Source organism: Flavobacterium sinopsychrotolerans, assembly GCF_900110375.1.
Classification (GTDB): domain Bacteria; phylum Bacteroidota; class Bacteroidia; order Flavobacteriales; family Flavobacteriaceae; genus Flavobacterium; species Flavobacterium sinopsychrotolerans.
Genome location: NZ_FODN01000011.1, coordinates 1 through 15394, shown reverse-complemented (window position 1 = coordinate 15394; position 15394 = coordinate 1). Strand labels below are relative to the sequence as shown.

Below are 15394 nucleotides of genomic sequence, written 5' to 3'. Positions count from 1 at the left end.
TTCTTACTGTATCGATAGTTTATTTTACTCTTTGTCGATTTAGTTTTACACTTCATCGAAAAAATAATTAAACGGCTAAAAAACAGTGTTTTAGTTGTTAGAGGTGTTTAAAAACTTTTATATCTTTGATATGTAGTAATCAAATAAGCAATTAATTAAAAATGTATTTCTTATTAATTATTACCTAAAAAAGCAGATCCCAAATCACTTTTTTGAACCTATATATTAATTTGTATTAACAACCAATTAAATATATTTATTATGAAAAAAGTAATTTTAAGCATCTCCGCGATGCTTGTGGCCTCAGTTAGTTTTGCACAAGGAAATGTTAGTGCAGTAAATCAGTTTGGTATTGCAAATGCTGCTGTTATTACACAGTCTGGTTTAGAAAATGATTCAGATGTTTTGCAATTAGGATTTGCAAATTTAGCTGTCGTTGATCAAGACGGAAGACGTAATGAAGCTGACATCAACCAAGGGGGAGCTTTAAACTATGCAAATGTTGACCAAAAAGGACGTCGTAATGATGCTTACATAGGTCAATTAGGAATTGGTAATGCTGCCTATATCACTCAAGATGGTAGAAGAAACGATGCTGTTATAGGACAAGCAGGTTTCCTTAATTATGCTAGAACAACTCAAATAGGCAGAGACAACGCTTCAACTACTTTGCAGTTTGGTTTAGCAAATTCGTCCAATACTATGCAAGAAGGACATGATAATAACTCTCTTTCGTTTCAAGTAGGTATTGGGAATAGTGCCAATGTTGATCAATATGGAGAATATAACATGGCAATAACTACTCAATTGGGAACGGATAATACTTCTTACATCAATCAATATGGGACAGCAAATTATGCTTGGACTATTCAAACTGGTGATAGCCACTTAAGTACAGTAAACCAATGGGGAACTGGAAATATGAGTTTAGTTATGCAATCTAACTAATTACTTTCTAAAAGGTGGAATTGGTTAACCAATTCCGCCTTTTTTATTTTAAATATTATTTAGTTTTCATAAATATTGAAATATTTTTTAATGAAAAGTAGCATAATAGATTTTTTTGACTGCGATAAATTGTTTTAGGAATAGTTTATAGGTATTCTAAAAAATATTTAGTTTTAATATTCATAATCAATGACTCATGAAACCAAAATTCAATATTTTTTTATTTATACTAGTGTTTTTAACGAGCTATTTTGCTAAAGCACAAGAGTTTAATTCTCCTGATAATTCATTGCTCTTAGTAAGTAAGGATTTAATATATAATGGGAATAACGAAATTGGGCAAGCTCAACAGTCATCAAATATTCAGTTTCTTACGAATACTAATTTAATACATATTTCTCAAATAGGTTTTAATAATTATTCAGATGCAAGCGTACCTAATGAAAGTTCTACCATTGTCATTGGTCAATACGGATCAAATAATTATGTATCAGTTGACAAAAATGCGTATGAATTGACGCAATCAGTCACTCAGTATGGAAATAATAATTATGTGAGTGATTTTTCATTATATACTTCGGGTTCTATCAATATGGCGATACATCAGGAAGGAAATAATTTGACGCTATTCAATAATGGGTCTAATTCAATATCCAAAGATTTGAAAATTACCCAAACTGGAAATTCGGGAGCAATTTATATTTTTAATCATTAAGTTATGAAAAGATTTTTAATTAAAATTGTGGTATTGCTGTTCTATTTTAATATTCAACTTTTGACCGCACAGGTTGTTTATAAAGAAGTTAAAGCAAAGATTGATATTGAAGAAATTGAAAATACTTTGTCAGTTGCAGGAACAGTTGAGAATTTAAAGTCAGAGTTTAAAAACATTTCATTTAAGCTTTCTGTTTTTAAAAAAAACAAATCGAATTCCAATAAATCAAGCAATGCTCAAGATGGTCGCGTTACGCTTGAGCCGATACAGAAAATCACGCTTTCCAAAACTCAGATTAATAAAAGTACTGAAGATCAAATTATTATATTGTTGTTGATTTATGATGAAGATAATAAAATAATAGGAAAAGATCGGGTTGTTTTTGGGGAAGAGGATACAAATTTAGGGATTCTTAAGCCTAAAGATGGATTAGAGATGGTAGGTATTGTATCCAATGACACGAAAACTAAATTAGGGAATGATTTCTATGATCTTTTTTATAATGCGTATTCAAAATTAAAATTGAATTCCAGCAAGATTATCTCTGTTCAGGAAGAATTGACCTTTGGTAGAACCACTAAGATTTCAATATATGTAGATAGCGAAGTCATCGAAGAATTTATTGCAAAACCTGATGAAGATTTTTTGAAATATATGGCGGAAACGTCTTCTGCTAAAGTTTTTAAATATTTCAAGAATATTGAAAAACAAAATAAATTTATTACTCAGTATTGATTGTTTATTCAAGAGACTATTAGAAATTTTTATAGTGACTTATAATAAGGAATTAATTTTCAGGTTGCTTTTTGTTCGCTTCTCAATAATGTTTTATTTAAATCAATTTCAATATGAGAACATTACTTTTAATGGCATTGCTTTTTGGAGTTTTTAATAACTCAAATGCACAAGATTTAGTCTATAAACCAAAGAATCCTGCTTTTGGCGGAGACACATTTAATTATCAATGGCTACTGAGTTCAGCTGATACGCAAAATGATTTTAAAGAAGATTCCAGAACAGGATTTGAACAGAAATCGGAGTTGGAACGGTTTAAAGAAAACCTCAATAATCAGTTATTAAATAAAATTTCTAACTCCTTATTTGAAGATCAGTTTGGTGATAAAGGTATAGCTGAAGGATCCTATGTTTTTGGCAGTTTAGCGGTAGATATCTATCCATCAAACCTTGGTTTAGTAGTTGATATACTTGATACAGACACTGGAGAACAGACGCAAATATTTATACCAGGGAATAATTGATTTTTTTGAAAGATACACTTGGCTAGTTTTTATAATCAAAAATTAATTCAAGACTCACCTCATTCTTTACTTTAAGACTTGTGACATTATACTGTTTTTTTGCTCCCAAATAAGTTAATTAAGATATAACCATGAATAAAAAACCTACTATCATTCTTCTGCTTGTTTTTTTGTTTTCTAGTTGTGCGGCATATTTCAATCAACCTGTTGGTATCGAAAAAGCAATTTATGGTGAGAATACTCCCGCAACCTCTTCATTGTTGAAATTGCCTAAACCAAAGGAACCTGTAGTTGTTGGCGTTTATAAATTTAAAGATCAAACGGGACAATACAAAGCCATAGAACAGGGGAGTACATTTAGCACTGCTGTTACTCAAGGCGCAACATCAATACTGATTAAGGCTTTGGGGGATTCAAAATGGTTTGTCCCTATTGAAAGAGAAAATCTGGGAAACCTTTTGAATGAAAGAAATATTATACGGTCCACACGTCAAGAATATGCAGCAAGCTCAAATACGAATGAATCGCAATTAACCCCTCTATTGTTTGCCGGAGTTTTATTGGAAGGAGGTATAATATCGTATGATTCTAATATCATAACAGGAGGATTTGGCGCCAGATATTTTGGAACAGGAGCCTCAACACGGTACAGACAAGACAGAATTTCAATTTATCTCAGATTAGTATCTACATCAAATGGGAAAATTTTAAATACCGTTTATGTTTCCAAAACAATTTTATCTCAAAGTGTTGATGCTAATTTATTCAAATACGTTAACATAAGAAGGCTTCTTGAAGTAGAAACAGGATTTACCAGAAATGAACCGATACAGCTGGCAGTTACAGAAGCAATAGAAAAAGCCGTAGAAGGATTAATTGTTGATGGAATTAAAGATAATCTTTGGGAAGTAAATGCTACAAATATTCAAGTCAAAAACTTTTTAGATTCTTATACCAAAGAAAAAGATGAAGCTGATTTAGCCTTGCTTTATGGCAGAAATCAAAATGAAAAGCGCGGTAGATTTGGTGTAGAATTAGTTGGGGGAGCAACCTATATGGCAGGAGATTATCCCGACCCGGTAGCCAAGCCAATGTTAAGAGGAACTTTCAAATTTTTTGTGACCCCAAATTTTAATATTAGTGCCTCTACCAATGTATTTACACTTGGAAATAAAAACAAATTGGATGTGGGGTATACTTCATTAGATTTAAATTTAGAATATTTAGCACTTCCATACGATGCTTTGACACCCTACTTTTTTGTAGGAACGGGAACAGCTTTCAATTCAGATTATAAAAATTTCCACGCTAAAATTCAGTATGGGGCAGGTTTAGAATACTTAATAACCAATAATTTTGGATTCAAATTATATGGGGAGCATAATTTAAATTTTTCTGATAATATAGACTATATAGTGAGTGGTAAAAGAGATGATTATTATTGGCGTTTTGGAGCTGGAATAACCTATTATTTTCCACATAAATCAAAAATTAAAACAAAAAAATAATAGGATTGAAATCAAGATTTTTACTGTTATTGATTGACCATTTGTCTAATAAAAATAATACAATCTAAAGATGAAAAAAATAGGAATAAAAATAGTACTTTGTTTTATTCTCTTGGTTTCTTGCACCGAAGAACAAATTGATGATAGTGGTATAGGAATGGTAAAAGGAAGGGTAGTAAATTCAGAAACTTTTGAACCAATAGAAAACGCAAGAATATCGACGAGTCCCACTACGAATACATTTTTCACGGATAAAGATGGTTATTTTGTTTTTGATGAAGTCTTGGTAGGGAAATATTCTTTTCAAGCACAAAAAGAAGGATATATTACCAAATTTGAACCCGCTACTGTGGTTAAAAATACAACAATACAAATAATATTCGAATTGGATGTTTCTACAGCAAATAATAAGCCTCCAGAAATTCCTTTATTAACAGCACCTGTAGATAATGCGAAAAGTCAAAGCTTAAAACTGAATTTAACTTGGACCGCTACTGATAAAGAGTCTGATCCGTTAACGTATACCGTAACTCTTAAAAATGGTACTACTGATGTTATAACTACCTATAAGGATATAAAAACTACTACGTTTGAAATATCAGGTTTGAGTTATAGTACAAAGTATTATTGGCAAGTTTCCTCTTCAGATGGTATAAATAGTCCGTCAAATAGTGTGACAAATACTTTCACTACTTTGGCATTTCCAAATCCTAGGTTTTTGTACATTAAAAAAGTAAATAGTAATAATGTTATTTACACCGCTGACGAAGCTGGAAATGAGTTGCAATTATCTTCTTCTGAGGTGAATAGTTTTAGACCGAGAAAAAATTTGCAAATAAATAAAATTGCCTATATTAGTTCCGACGGGTCTCAAAATCAAATTTATACAATGGATCCAGATGGTTCAAATGTTTTTAAAGTTACGAATTCCATTCCCATAGCCGGATTTAATATGGAACACATTAATTACTGCTGGAGTACCAATGGAAGTCAATTGATTTATCCGAATTTTGACAAACTTTACCGAATTGATGCAAATGGAGGAGGATTGATAGAATTATTTAAAACACCATATGGTAAGTTTATATCTGAATGTGACTGGAGTCAGGATGGAACTCAAATCGTATTGAAAGTAAATGATTTATCTGGATATAATGCAGAGATCTATGTTATAGATAACGCGGGAGCTGTTCTTTATGAAGTGCTTTCTGGTTTAAACGGTGCGGTTAGTGGATTAAATATTTCTGTAGATAATCAAAAAATTGTTTATACGAGGGATATTTCAGGTTATCAAAGTTCAAATTACAGAAGACTAGATTCTCGAATTTTTATCTACAATCGTATCACTAACACTTCAACCGAATTAGATACTAAAAAGCCAGATGGTTACAATGATTTGGATGTCAAATTTTCTCCTAATGAAGCAGACGTAATTTTTACAAATACTTCTAATGATGGAATTTCTATAAAAAATATTCAAAAAGCCAGTATCAGTGACGTTGATTCCCGTACCACTTTATTTACCGGCGGCTCTATGCCTGAGTGGAAGTAATACTTCATCTTTTTTGTGAAAATGTCTATCTGTTTCGGATAGACATTTTTTTTGACATGCATTTTAAGATATTCCTCTCTTAGATACTAAACGTAATGTGTGCATAAATTTTCTTTGTAGGACAGATTTATCACGAAACACTTCTTATGACTCGATAGGCAAAACCCAAAAAAATAATTACCTTTGCCACACAACTACCTGCCATAAAGCAGGCTTCACAACTATACTACATGAGTTCAGATACTTCAAAAAGATATGCGCTACGCGGTGTTTCGGCATCCAAAGAAGATGTTCATAATGCCATAAAAAACATTGATAAAGGATTGTTTCCACAAGCTTTCTGCAAAATTGTCCCGGATTATTTAACCCAAGATGATGACTATTGTCTGATTATGCATGCTGACGGAGCCGGAACTAAATCCTCTTTGGCTTACATGTATTGGAAAGAAACAGGAGATATTTCCGTTTGGAAAGGTATTGCTCAAGATGCTTTAATCATGAATATTGATGATTTATTGTGCGTAGGAGCAACTGATAATATTCTGCTTTCATCTACCATTGGAAGAAATAAAAATTTGATTACCGCTGAAGTGATTTCAGCAATTATCAATGGAACTGAAGAACTTATTAAAGAACTGGATTCTTTTGGCGTAACCATACATTCAACTGGTGGAGAAACGGCAGATGTAGGCGATATTGTTCGAACAATAATTGTAGATTCAACTGTTACGGCTCGAATGAAACGTTCTAAAGTTATAGATAATGCCAATATTAAAGCAGGTGACGTAATTGTAGGATTGGCTTCTTTTGGTCAGGCCACTTACGAGAAAAGCTATAATGGCGGAATGGGAAGTAACGGATTAACATCGGCGCGCCATGATGTTTTCGGGAAGTATTTGGCGACCAAATATCCGGAGAGTTTTGATGCTGCAGTTCCTGAGGAATTAATCTATTCCGGACAAGTAAAATTGACAGACGCCGTTGAAAATTCACCAATCGATGCCGGTCAATTAGTGCTTTCGCCAACCAGAACCTATGCGCCAATCATCAAGAAAATTTTAGACCAATATTCTTCCAATGAAATTCACGGAATGGTGCATTGCAGTGGAGGAGCGCAAACTAAAATTTTACATTTCGTAGAAAATTTACATATTATAAAAGACAATTTATTTCCAGTTCCGCCATTATTCCAGTTAATTCAGGAACAATCTAAAACGGATTGGAAAGAAATGTACCAAGTGTTCAATTGCGGTCACCGTATGGAAATTTATGTTCCGGAAGCAGTTGCACAAGACATTATTGCGATTTCTAAATCATTTAATGTTGATGCACAAATTGTAGGTAGAGTAGAAGCTGCTACTGCAAAAAAACTGACTATTGCCAGTGAATATGGAACTTTTGAATATTAAAAAACTTCAATTGAAGTCCATTTTTCAATCTTTCAATTCTTTAATCTTTTAATTTTTTATTTATGTACGAATTGGTTTTTTGGAAATATCTTGAGGGAATTTATCTCAACCATCACTTAGTTTATGAAACTATTACTGAAGAACAAGCTGAAATTGAAGGCCTTGAAGAACTTCCTGTTCAAGTTATCTTAAATCGAATCGCTTCGGTATTTTCCAAATGGGAAAAAGTAGACGAGAAAAGTTGGAAAAATAACAATGGTGTAGGTGCTTTTCATATCAGAACGACGCCACAAAGTATAAAAATTGATTGTTATGGCACTGAAGGAAAAACAATGGATTCTTTAGTGAATATAATGGATGAATTTAAATGCCCGCTATATGATCCGCAAGTTCCGGAGCGATATGACGAAATGAATGAATAAAATTTCCAGGAGCTATCCCGAAGCTTCGGGACAGCGCTGAATTGACTCCCTTAAAAAAAATATTTTTCTAAATCCTGAAAGGAACTTCCGTTTGTCGCTCTTTCAGGATAAGAAAAATTATTTTTTTTTCAGTCGTTATTTTCACTTCGATCTGGGCTAAAACAATCAGTGATGTTTAACCCAAATTAGTTTAAAATCAACTTATTTTACCGCTGGTTTATTGAGAAGAATTGGTTCTCCAAAACCAATTTGTTCCAACTTTTTCAATTGCGTTTCAGCATCACCTACCACTAAATAGATCATTTTATCAGCATTCAAATACTTTTCTGAAAGTTTTTTTATCGCGTCAATAGTGCTATTTTTTACAATGTTTTCCTGTTGTTTCGCATAATCATCAGCATAATTGTAGTTGCTGATATCGTAGAGCATTTCCAGTTTAGAAGATAAAGTTTCAAATGCTCTGGCATTACTTTTTATTAAATATCCTTTTGTCACTTCAAGATCATTCTCGTTGAAATTTTTTCCATATTGAGATACAATTTCTTTTATTAAACTAACGGATTCAAACGTTACATTCGAACGTACACCACTTGCAACAGTAAATGGACCTTTGTTTACAGAACCATTGAAGGATGAATTGATACCATACGTATATCCTTTTCCTTCCCGTAATTGTTGCGTCAATTGTGAAGCAAAACTGCCACCACCCAAACGGTAATTCATGATTTGAACAGGATAAAAATCAGTATCCGTAGCTGCAAGAGCAGGATATCCAATTCGGATTACCGATTGTTTTGCACCCGGAACATCATAAAAATAAATTTTTGAGGACGCTACCGTATTTGTAGTTATTGGTTTAGGAACCGTAACTTTTTTAGCTTCCCAGTTTTTATTTAAAGCCGTTAATGAATTGGTAATCTCCGTTTTTGAAATAGCACCCACAATTTGAAAATTAGTAATTGATGGAGCTGAATTTTTAGCGTAATAATTTTTCAAATCATCAATATTAATACTGTTTACAGCATTTTCGGTACCAATGCGGTTGTTGGATAAAATAGATTCGTTTCCATAAATTAATTTTTTGAATTCATTTCTGGCAATACTGTTTGGATCCGCTTTTTGCTGTAGAATTTGGCTTAACGTACTTTGTTTAATTAAATCAAATTCCTTGGTGTCCCAACGTGGTTGTAAAATTATTTCCTGAACTAATGCCATAGTTGCATTGTAATTCTTAGCTAAGGTATTTCCTGAAACAAATATAGATTCATCACTTGCATAGGCTCTAATTGTAGCTCCTAAACTTTCAATCGCATTCTCCAGTTGCTCCGGAGTTTTGTTTTTAGTTCCTTTTGTCATCAATTCTGCCAGCATATTCGAAACTCCTATTTTATTTGCTTCTTCAAGCAACATTCCGCCTTTTATTTGCAGTTGAAATTGAACAAGCGGCACTTCGTGGTTTTCAATTCCTAAAACGTTTAAACCAGATGACAACTTGCTTTTCCAAACGGTAGGTAATTTAACATCGGGGCTTTCTCCATAATCTGGTTCAACGCTTCGGTCAAATTTAGAAGGCGTTTTTTCATACGCTGCAACAATGCTGGCATCAAACGAATCTTCTTTACCTTCAATGATTTTTTCCTCCACAACGGCTGCTAATTGTGAACCCTCCAAGATTAAATTTGCTTCTCCTTTTGGAACAAAACTGGTGGCTACAAAATGTTTTCCTTTGATGTATTTTTGATACACACGCATTACATCTTTGGTAGTTACGGCAAGAATATTTTTTACATCTTGATTGATATAATCCGGAGTTCCTGCAAAAATTTCATATTGTGCCAGTTGAAATCCTTTTCCTAAAACACTGGATAAATTTGTGTAAAAAGCAGTCTCTTGTCCGGCTTTAATTCGATTTAAATCCTGTTGCGAAATTCCTTCGGCTTCAAAGTTTTTAAAAGCTTCGTTTACGCCGTTCATTACGTCATTCAAATTTGTTTTTTCAAATGCAGTAACACTTAGCATGTATTGACCCGCAATTTCTGAATTGTATTGGAAAACGTCAGCGGCATCCGTTACTTTTTTGTCTTCCACTAAAGTTTTGTACAAAGGCGCTTTTTTACCTTTGGAAAGATAACTAGCCAAAACTTCTAAGGCATAACTGTCAGGATGGTATTCATAAACTGACGGCCAAGTTAGCGTGAGTTGCGGCAATTTGGCAAAATTATCCTCGTAATATAGTTTTTTAGTTTCCGTCAATATCACAGACTGTTTTTCCATTTTAGGAATGGCTTCCCCACGTTTTATTTCTCCAAAATATTTTTCGACCCAAGCTTTAGTTTGTTTAACATCGAAATCACCGGCAATTGTCAGGGTAACATTATTAGGTACATACCAGCGGTTGTAAAAACTTTTTACATCTTCTAGTGTGGCATTTTGTAAATCTTCCAAGGAACCAATAACTTCCCAGTTGTACGGATGCGTTGCCGGATATAAATTTTTAGAGATTACAGAAAAATTGTGTCCGTAAGGTCGATTGTCATAACTCTGTCTTTTTTCATTTTTAACGACTTGTTTTTCTTTCGCTAAAACCGGTTCTGTGACCGTGTTGATGAAATAACCTAGTTTATCTGCTTCGGCCCAAATCATTTTTTCTAATGCATCTTTTGGAACGGTCTGAAAATAATTAGTGCGATCCCTACTCGTTGAACCATTGGCACCAGCTCCACCAATACGAGCACTCATTTTATCAAGCCCTCCTTTTCCTAAATTTTCCGATTCCAAGAAAAGTAAATGTTCAAACAAATGTGCAAATCCCGTGCGGCCTGCTTTTTCTCTGGCGGATCCTACGTGACTCGTTAAAGCAACAGCTACAACAGGATCTGAGCGGTCAATATGCAAGATAACTTGTAATCCGTTTTCTAAGGTAAATTTTTCAAATGCTACTTTGAATTCTTTTGATTTTTGATTTTGGGAGTGAGATGAAAAAGTGCTAAAAAGCACCAAATAGCACATTAATAACTGGATTGGTTTCATTTTTTGAATTTAGGTTCAACGTTATTTTTCACAGCAAAGATCATTTTTGCTTTAGACACTAAAAGTAAGAAAAAATAAAATACTATAGCATTAGCAAGTGTTAAGTTGGATTTTTGGGGTAAAGGCTCTTAATCATTAAACAACATATTTGCTAGATTAGGAATGTAGCAGCAATTTTTTTTAGAACTATTGGTTTATGGTTTATATTTGAAGTCTTTATTGCTACACTCTAAATTGAATACCAACATGGATTTTAACTTTTTTCACCCCATAGTTCTGGAGGACGAAACTGTTTTATTACGGCCGTTAGAGGAATCAGATTTCGAAAATTTATTGGAAATTTCCCTTAATGAGCCAGAAACCTGGGAGTATTCTTTGGTGCGTGCCAATGGCAGAGAAAATCTGGAAAAATACATTCAGATTGCGCTAAAAGCAAGAGAAAACCGAAAAGAATTTCCCTTTATAGTTTTCGATAAAAAATCAGGAGAATATGCTGGAAGTACTCGTTTTTACGATATTAATTTAGAATTCAAAACGCTGCAATTGGGCTACACATGGTACGGAAAAGCGTTTCGGGGAACAGGACTGAACAAGCATTGTAAATATTTACTTTTAGAATATGCATTTGAAACGCTTGGAATGGAACGGGTTGAATTTCGTGCTGACAATAATAATGAGCGAAGTATTGCAGCCATGAAAAGCATAGGTTGCAAAGTGGAAGGTATATTGCGCAATCACATGCCAACCTTAGGAAGTGACGCTCGGAGGGACAGTATTATTTTAAGTATTCTAAAAAAGGAATGGGTGGATGATGTGAAAGAGAATTTGAAAAGGAAATTATAACAATTTTTAAGATTTAATTTTAAATCATCGGATCACCGCCCCCTTTTCTATAGCCAATAAGTTGTCGGTATTTGGATTCTGTTTCCTTCAAGTCTTCTTCCATTTGTTTGTATTTGCTAATATCCTTTATAGTTACAACCGCTGCGACCACATTGTTATTTTGATCGACTAAAGGCCTGCCGCTTATCAGCACTCTTTTCTTTTCCTGAGCTACTGGATTCCAAAGAATGATTTCGACATCAGTTGTGACTTCTCCGCTTAGAGCACGTTCCATAGGTAAATTTTGTGACGGAAAAATGGTTTTTTCATCCGGAAAATATAGCTCGAAATGATTGCTTAAATTTGTTGAAATTTTGTCGTCTTCTTCGATTCCAAAGATCTCGTTGGCCATATTATTAGCCATAATTATCTTTTTATCGGCATTTGCCACAATAATCCCTTCGCTGATATTTTCGACTATTAACCGTAATTTTTCCTCATTTTCATAGAGATTGTCTATGGCTGTTTGTTGTTCGTTTTCTAACTCCACCAGCTCCGTAACATTTCGGGCAACGGAATAAAATACCCCGTTTTTCACATCAATATTACTATTCCAATCGAGCCATTTATAAGAACCGTCTTTGCATACAAATCGTGTTCTGAAATTGACAACGGATTCTCCTTTTAAATGTCTTTGCAATATTTCGCCAGCTGTTTGTTTGTCATCAGGGTGAATTAAATCTATGAATTTAATGCGGTCCATATCGTCCTGATTATAACCAAGCGTTTTTGTAAAAGCGGGATTTATTTTAATGAAATGTTCCTCTTTGGCCACTGTTAAAATATCGAAAGCCATGTCAAAAAACATATTTGCTATTTTCAACGATTCTTCATTTGCAATCAATTCGGATACATCGCGTGCAACAGCATATATAATTCCAGTTTGAATATCGATTGTGCTAGTCCAGTCAAACCATTTATAGGAGCCGTCTTTCAAGCGTTCCCGAACTCTATGGGTAACCACAGAATCGCTGATTTTTAATTTTTTGACGCCATCCATAAAAATTGCTGCGTCCTCAGGGTGTATGAAACTTAAAAAAGGTTTGTTTATTATTTCTTGCTGATCATATCCTAAAATTCGGGTAAATGCAGGATTGACTTTGACAAAATTCTCGTCTTTAATCACTACAAACATATCAAATGACATGTAAAAAAATGTATTGGCAACATTTAAAGCGTTTTCAATCTCTTTTTTATCTGTTATATCACTTGCTACGGCATATAATAAGCCGCTTTTTACATCGGGGAATACGGACCATACCAGCCACTTGATTGATCCATCTTTACAAATGTATCGGTTTTCAAATTTAATAGACGCAGCTCCGGTCTGAAGTTTTTGCACTTCTTTTTTAGTGATTTCTATATCATCGGGATGCGTAAATTCCAAGAAGTTTTTGCTCAATAATTCTTCCTCTGAATATCCTAAAATGGTACTAACGGCCGGATTTACTTTTACAAATTTTTCCATTGATGAGATAATCATCATATCTACTGACATCATAAAGAATTTATCAGCAGCTTTAGAGGACTCTTCCAGTTTCTTTCTTTCGGAGATATCAGTAAAAATTCCGCCAATGGCATAAATTCTTTTAGCGGCATCATAAATAGGAAATTTTACAGCAATGTAGGTATGCATGCCATCAGCCTGTAGAATTGTTTCTTCGGTTTTTAATTCTTTCAACGCTTTGACAACTTCAAAATCCGAATTTCGATACGCATCTGCTGTACTTGGTGCCAGAAAATCATGGTCCGTTTTACCTATAATTTCCAGATTTGAGATTTTAAACAAGGATTCAAATTCTTTATTGATCAACAGGTATTCTCCATTTATTTTTTTTATAAACATAGGACTTGAAGTGTTGTCAAGGATTGACTGCAGTAGTTGTTTGTTTTCTAAAAGTAATTCTTGAGAAATATTTTTAGCCCGAAGTTGAGCCCGAATAATAAAGTAAACAACGGTTAGCAAAATAACAGAAAGAATAATCAATGCAATTTCGATCCAATTCAATGAAGTATCCAAAGCTTGGTTTCTCTTTTTGTCAATCCTTAAAATAAAAATCCCAGCTATAGCAAAAACAACGAATAGATTGATGATAAATCCAATAATTATTTTTTTTTCTAAAGAAATTTTCATAGTCGTATGGTATAAAAATTAAATAGTATTTCCCTCATTATCTAAAATTAATAATTCAGGATAAGTACATGAAAGTTAGTTAATTAAATTGAATTAACAAGTGGTTTTTTCTTATTTGTTAGGGTGTTCAAAACCAAAGAGAAAGTAGGCGTAGGATTGTATGTCTATTTTGGCCAGCCACTTTTGTTCTTAATTTTCGTCTGTTTTTAGAATGAATTTTTGACGTTATATTTTAGCTAAACCTGAAATTTAGTTATTTTTATTTTTCATTTCTTCAAGGATAAATAGAATAAGAATGCTACTAATTGAAGCAAAAAAATACCAAACGTAAAGAATATGCTTGGTTTAGAAAATTACCCTAATTGCATATATAAATGTAAAGAACAGACCGAGAAGCCGCGTCTATTCACTTTTGTGTAAAATTATTGTAGCACCAGACACGTCATAGGGCTGGTTAATTAGTTACAATATATTTCACTGAAACTAATACAATAGATTTTGTTAATCCAATATTTAACGATGTTTCTTTGTCATACGTTAAAATACAACTAGAATTTGCATGAAGTCGAGATTTCTTTCTAAGATTATTTTCATTGGTGATTGTTCTCACAGCTTGTGCCTAACGTTATGCCACTTTGAGATGGCTGTAAGTTCGTAACCGCTCAATTTTCGGAATAAATAAAACTTGATGCGAAACGATAATTCCACTAAATTCCAGCTAGCTCAAAATGGCTGTGTGTGCCTTGCATGCACTTCCAATTCCTCAAAAGTAGGAATTTTATCTATAGGGTTCAAGTCCCTTATCGGCAAGTTGTTGCATTTATATTGAGCCGATTAGCATGTGGTAAGCTGGTTTGGGGCGACCCATGCAGTGAAGGAAACCAAACGGCAAAAGTCTGTACCGAGGAACACAAAGCGCATAAGAGGCTAGCTAAATTGGGTAAGCATGCACAGCAATGCAAAGCCTTTAGACAACAGGTTTAGTTAGTAGATGCGTCGGGGATAGACGGAAAGAGGAAGTGCTTACCGAGGGAGGTCTTCACAACCACGAGTGGTTAGGTGGAGAAGTCAGCAGAAGTCATAGTACTTGGGGCAACGAGTTACCAATAGAAATGGTAGAGGACTCATAAACAAGGAAGGACCCAACGCAAGTGGTTCTTAATTTTCATCGGAATAGCGCAAGCTATAGCCCTGGAAAAGCGGAACAGGTTAAACAAGAATCTGAAATAAATTCAGATTAAAACACCAAGTATGATTGCACAAGTAACACATCCTTACAATCTCCAAAAGGCACTATGTCAAGTAGAAGTCAATAAAGGCAGTGCGGGCGTTGATGGACTAAAAACCACTCAACTGGCGGATTATTTCCGTGAACACAAGCCTGTATTGCTGGAAGCTATTAAGAATGACCGTTACTTGCCGCAACCCATACTTGGTGTGGAGATTCCAAAAGGAGGCGGAAAGTTCCGACTCTTGGGAATTCCAACAGTAGTTGACAGACTGCTTCAACAAGCCGTATCGCAAGCGATGATGCC

At 34.0% G+C, this 15394-nt stretch carries 11 protein-coding genes and 1 pseudogene; 10 read left to right on the top strand and 2 right to left on the bottom strand.

Translation table 11 applies throughout. The features are described from left to right. The first annotated feature begins 261 nt into the window (after positions 1 to 261). From BMX64_RS14925 to BMX64_RS14890, 8 genes are all read left to right on the top strand, one after another. Entirely contained in the window at positions 262 to 948 is a 687-nt protein-coding gene (locus BMX64_RS14925; protein WP_091174092.1) for a hypothetical protein, read from the top strand. A 196-nt stretch (positions 949 to 1144) separates the two neighbouring features. Further along, the gene (locus BMX64_RS14920) at positions 1145 to 1663 is read left to right on the top strand and encodes a hypothetical protein (RefSeq protein ID WP_091174088.1); all 519 of its coding nucleotides are present in this window, start codon (positions 1145 to 1147) and stop codon (positions 1661 to 1663) included. 3 nt (positions 1664 to 1666) lie between these two features. Next, a complete protein-coding gene (locus BMX64_RS15900) occupies positions 1667 to 2398 on the top strand; it encodes a curli production assembly/transport protein CsgE (protein WP_244273316.1) in 732 nt (243 codons plus the stop codon). A 113-nt stretch (positions 2399 to 2511) separates the two neighbouring features. Further along, the gene (locus BMX64_RS14910; protein WP_091174085.1) at positions 2512 to 2922 is read left to right on the top strand and encodes a curli production assembly/transport component CsgF; all 411 of its coding nucleotides are present in this window, start codon (positions 2512 to 2514) and stop codon (positions 2920 to 2922) included. Between the two features lie 131 nt (positions 2923 to 3053). Continuing rightward, entirely contained in the window at positions 3054 to 4430 is a 1377-nt protein-coding gene (locus tag BMX64_RS14905) for a CsgG/HfaB family protein (RefSeq protein WP_091174082.1), read from the top strand. 70 nt (positions 4431 to 4500) lie between these two features. Next, positions 4501 to 5982: a carboxypeptidase regulatory-like domain-containing protein gene (locus tag BMX64_RS14900; protein WP_244273315.1), complete on the top strand. Its 1482-nt coding sequence runs from the start codon at positions 4501 to 4503 to the stop codon at positions 5980 to 5982. Positions 5983 to 6212: 230 nt separating this feature from the next. Continuing rightward, complete coding sequence (locus tag BMX64_RS14895) at positions 6213 to 7391, top strand: AIR synthase related protein (RefSeq protein ID WP_091174078.1); 1179 nt, start codon at positions 6213 to 6215, stop codon at positions 7389 to 7391. A gap of 62 nt (positions 7392 to 7453) precedes the next feature. After that, positions 7454 to 7813 (top strand): hypothetical protein, encoded by a 360-nt coding sequence (locus BMX64_RS14890; protein WP_091174074.1) that lies wholly within the window; start codon positions 7454 to 7456, stop codon positions 7811 to 7813. A gap of 201 nt (positions 7814 to 8014) precedes the next feature. On the opposite strand, the gene BMX64_RS14885 is transcribed toward BMX64_RS14890, so the two are convergent. After that, positions 8015 to 10843, bottom strand: coding sequence for a M16 family metallopeptidase (locus BMX64_RS14885; protein WP_091174070.1), 2829 nt, complete (start codon positions 10841 to 10843; stop codon positions 8015 to 8017). A 246-nt stretch (positions 10844 to 11089) separates the two neighbouring features. Here BMX64_RS14885 and BMX64_RS14880 point away from each other — a divergent pair, with 246 nt between their 5' ends. Continuing rightward, positions 11090 to 11686 carry a GNAT family N-acetyltransferase gene (locus tag BMX64_RS14880; RefSeq protein WP_091174066.1) on the top strand — a complete coding sequence of 199 codons (597 nt, stop codon included), beginning with the start codon at positions 11090 to 11092 and terminating at the stop codon, positions 11684 to 11686. A 19-nt stretch (positions 11687 to 11705) separates the two neighbouring features. On the opposite strand, the gene BMX64_RS14875 is transcribed toward BMX64_RS14880, so the two are convergent. Next, on the bottom strand, positions 11706 to 13859 hold the full coding sequence (locus BMX64_RS14875) for a PAS domain S-box protein (RefSeq protein ID WP_091174061.1): 2154 nt from the start codon (positions 13857 to 13859) through the stop codon (positions 11706 to 11708). Between the two features lie 1251 nt (positions 13860 to 15110). On the opposite strand from BMX64_RS14875, the pseudogene BMX64_RS14865 reads away from it, so the two are divergent. Continuing rightward, positions 15111 to 15394 (top strand): annotated as a pseudogene (locus BMX64_RS14865) (group II intron reverse transcriptase/maturase); the annotation flags it as partial.

Excerpts from the sequence above, each read along its gene's own strand:
- BMX64_RS14905 (WP_091174082.1), top strand. The coding sequence starts at position 3,054 with ATGAATAAAAAACCTACTATCATTCTTCTGCTTGTTTTTTTGTTTTCT.
- BMX64_RS14875 (WP_091174061.1), bottom strand. The coding sequence starts at position 13,859 with ATGAAAATTTCTTTAGAAAAAAAAATAATTATTGGATTTATCATCAAT.
- BMX64_RS14880 (WP_091174066.1), top strand. The coding sequence starts at position 11,090 with ATGGATTTTAACTTTTTTCACCCCATAGTTCTGGAGGACGAAACTGTT.
- BMX64_RS14920 (WP_091174088.1), top strand. The coding sequence starts at position 1,145 with ATGAAACCAAAATTCAATATTTTTTTATTTATACTAGTGTTTTTAACG.
- BMX64_RS14910 (WP_091174085.1), top strand. The coding sequence starts at position 2,512 with ATGAGAACATTACTTTTAATGGCATTGCTTTTTGGAGTTTTTAATAAC.
- BMX64_RS15900 (WP_244273316.1), top strand. The coding sequence starts at position 1,667 with ATGAAAAGATTTTTAATTAAAATTGTGGTATTGCTGTTCTATTTTAAT.
- BMX64_RS14885 (WP_091174070.1), bottom strand. The coding sequence starts at position 10,843 with ATGAAACCAATCCAGTTATTAATGTGCTATTTGGTGCTTTTTAGCACT.
- BMX64_RS14890 (WP_091174074.1), top strand. The coding sequence starts at position 7,454 with ATGTACGAATTGGTTTTTTGGAAATATCTTGAGGGAATTTATCTCAAC.
- BMX64_RS14895 (WP_091174078.1), top strand. The coding sequence starts at position 6,213 with ATGAGTTCAGATACTTCAAAAAGATATGCGCTACGCGGTGTTTCGGCA.
- BMX64_RS14925 (WP_091174092.1), top strand. The coding sequence starts at position 262 with ATGAAAAAAGTAATTTTAAGCATCTCCGCGATGCTTGTGGCCTCAGTT.
- BMX64_RS14900 (WP_244273315.1), top strand. The coding sequence starts at position 4,501 with ATGAAAAAAATAGGAATAAAAATAGTACTTTGTTTTATTCTCTTGGTT.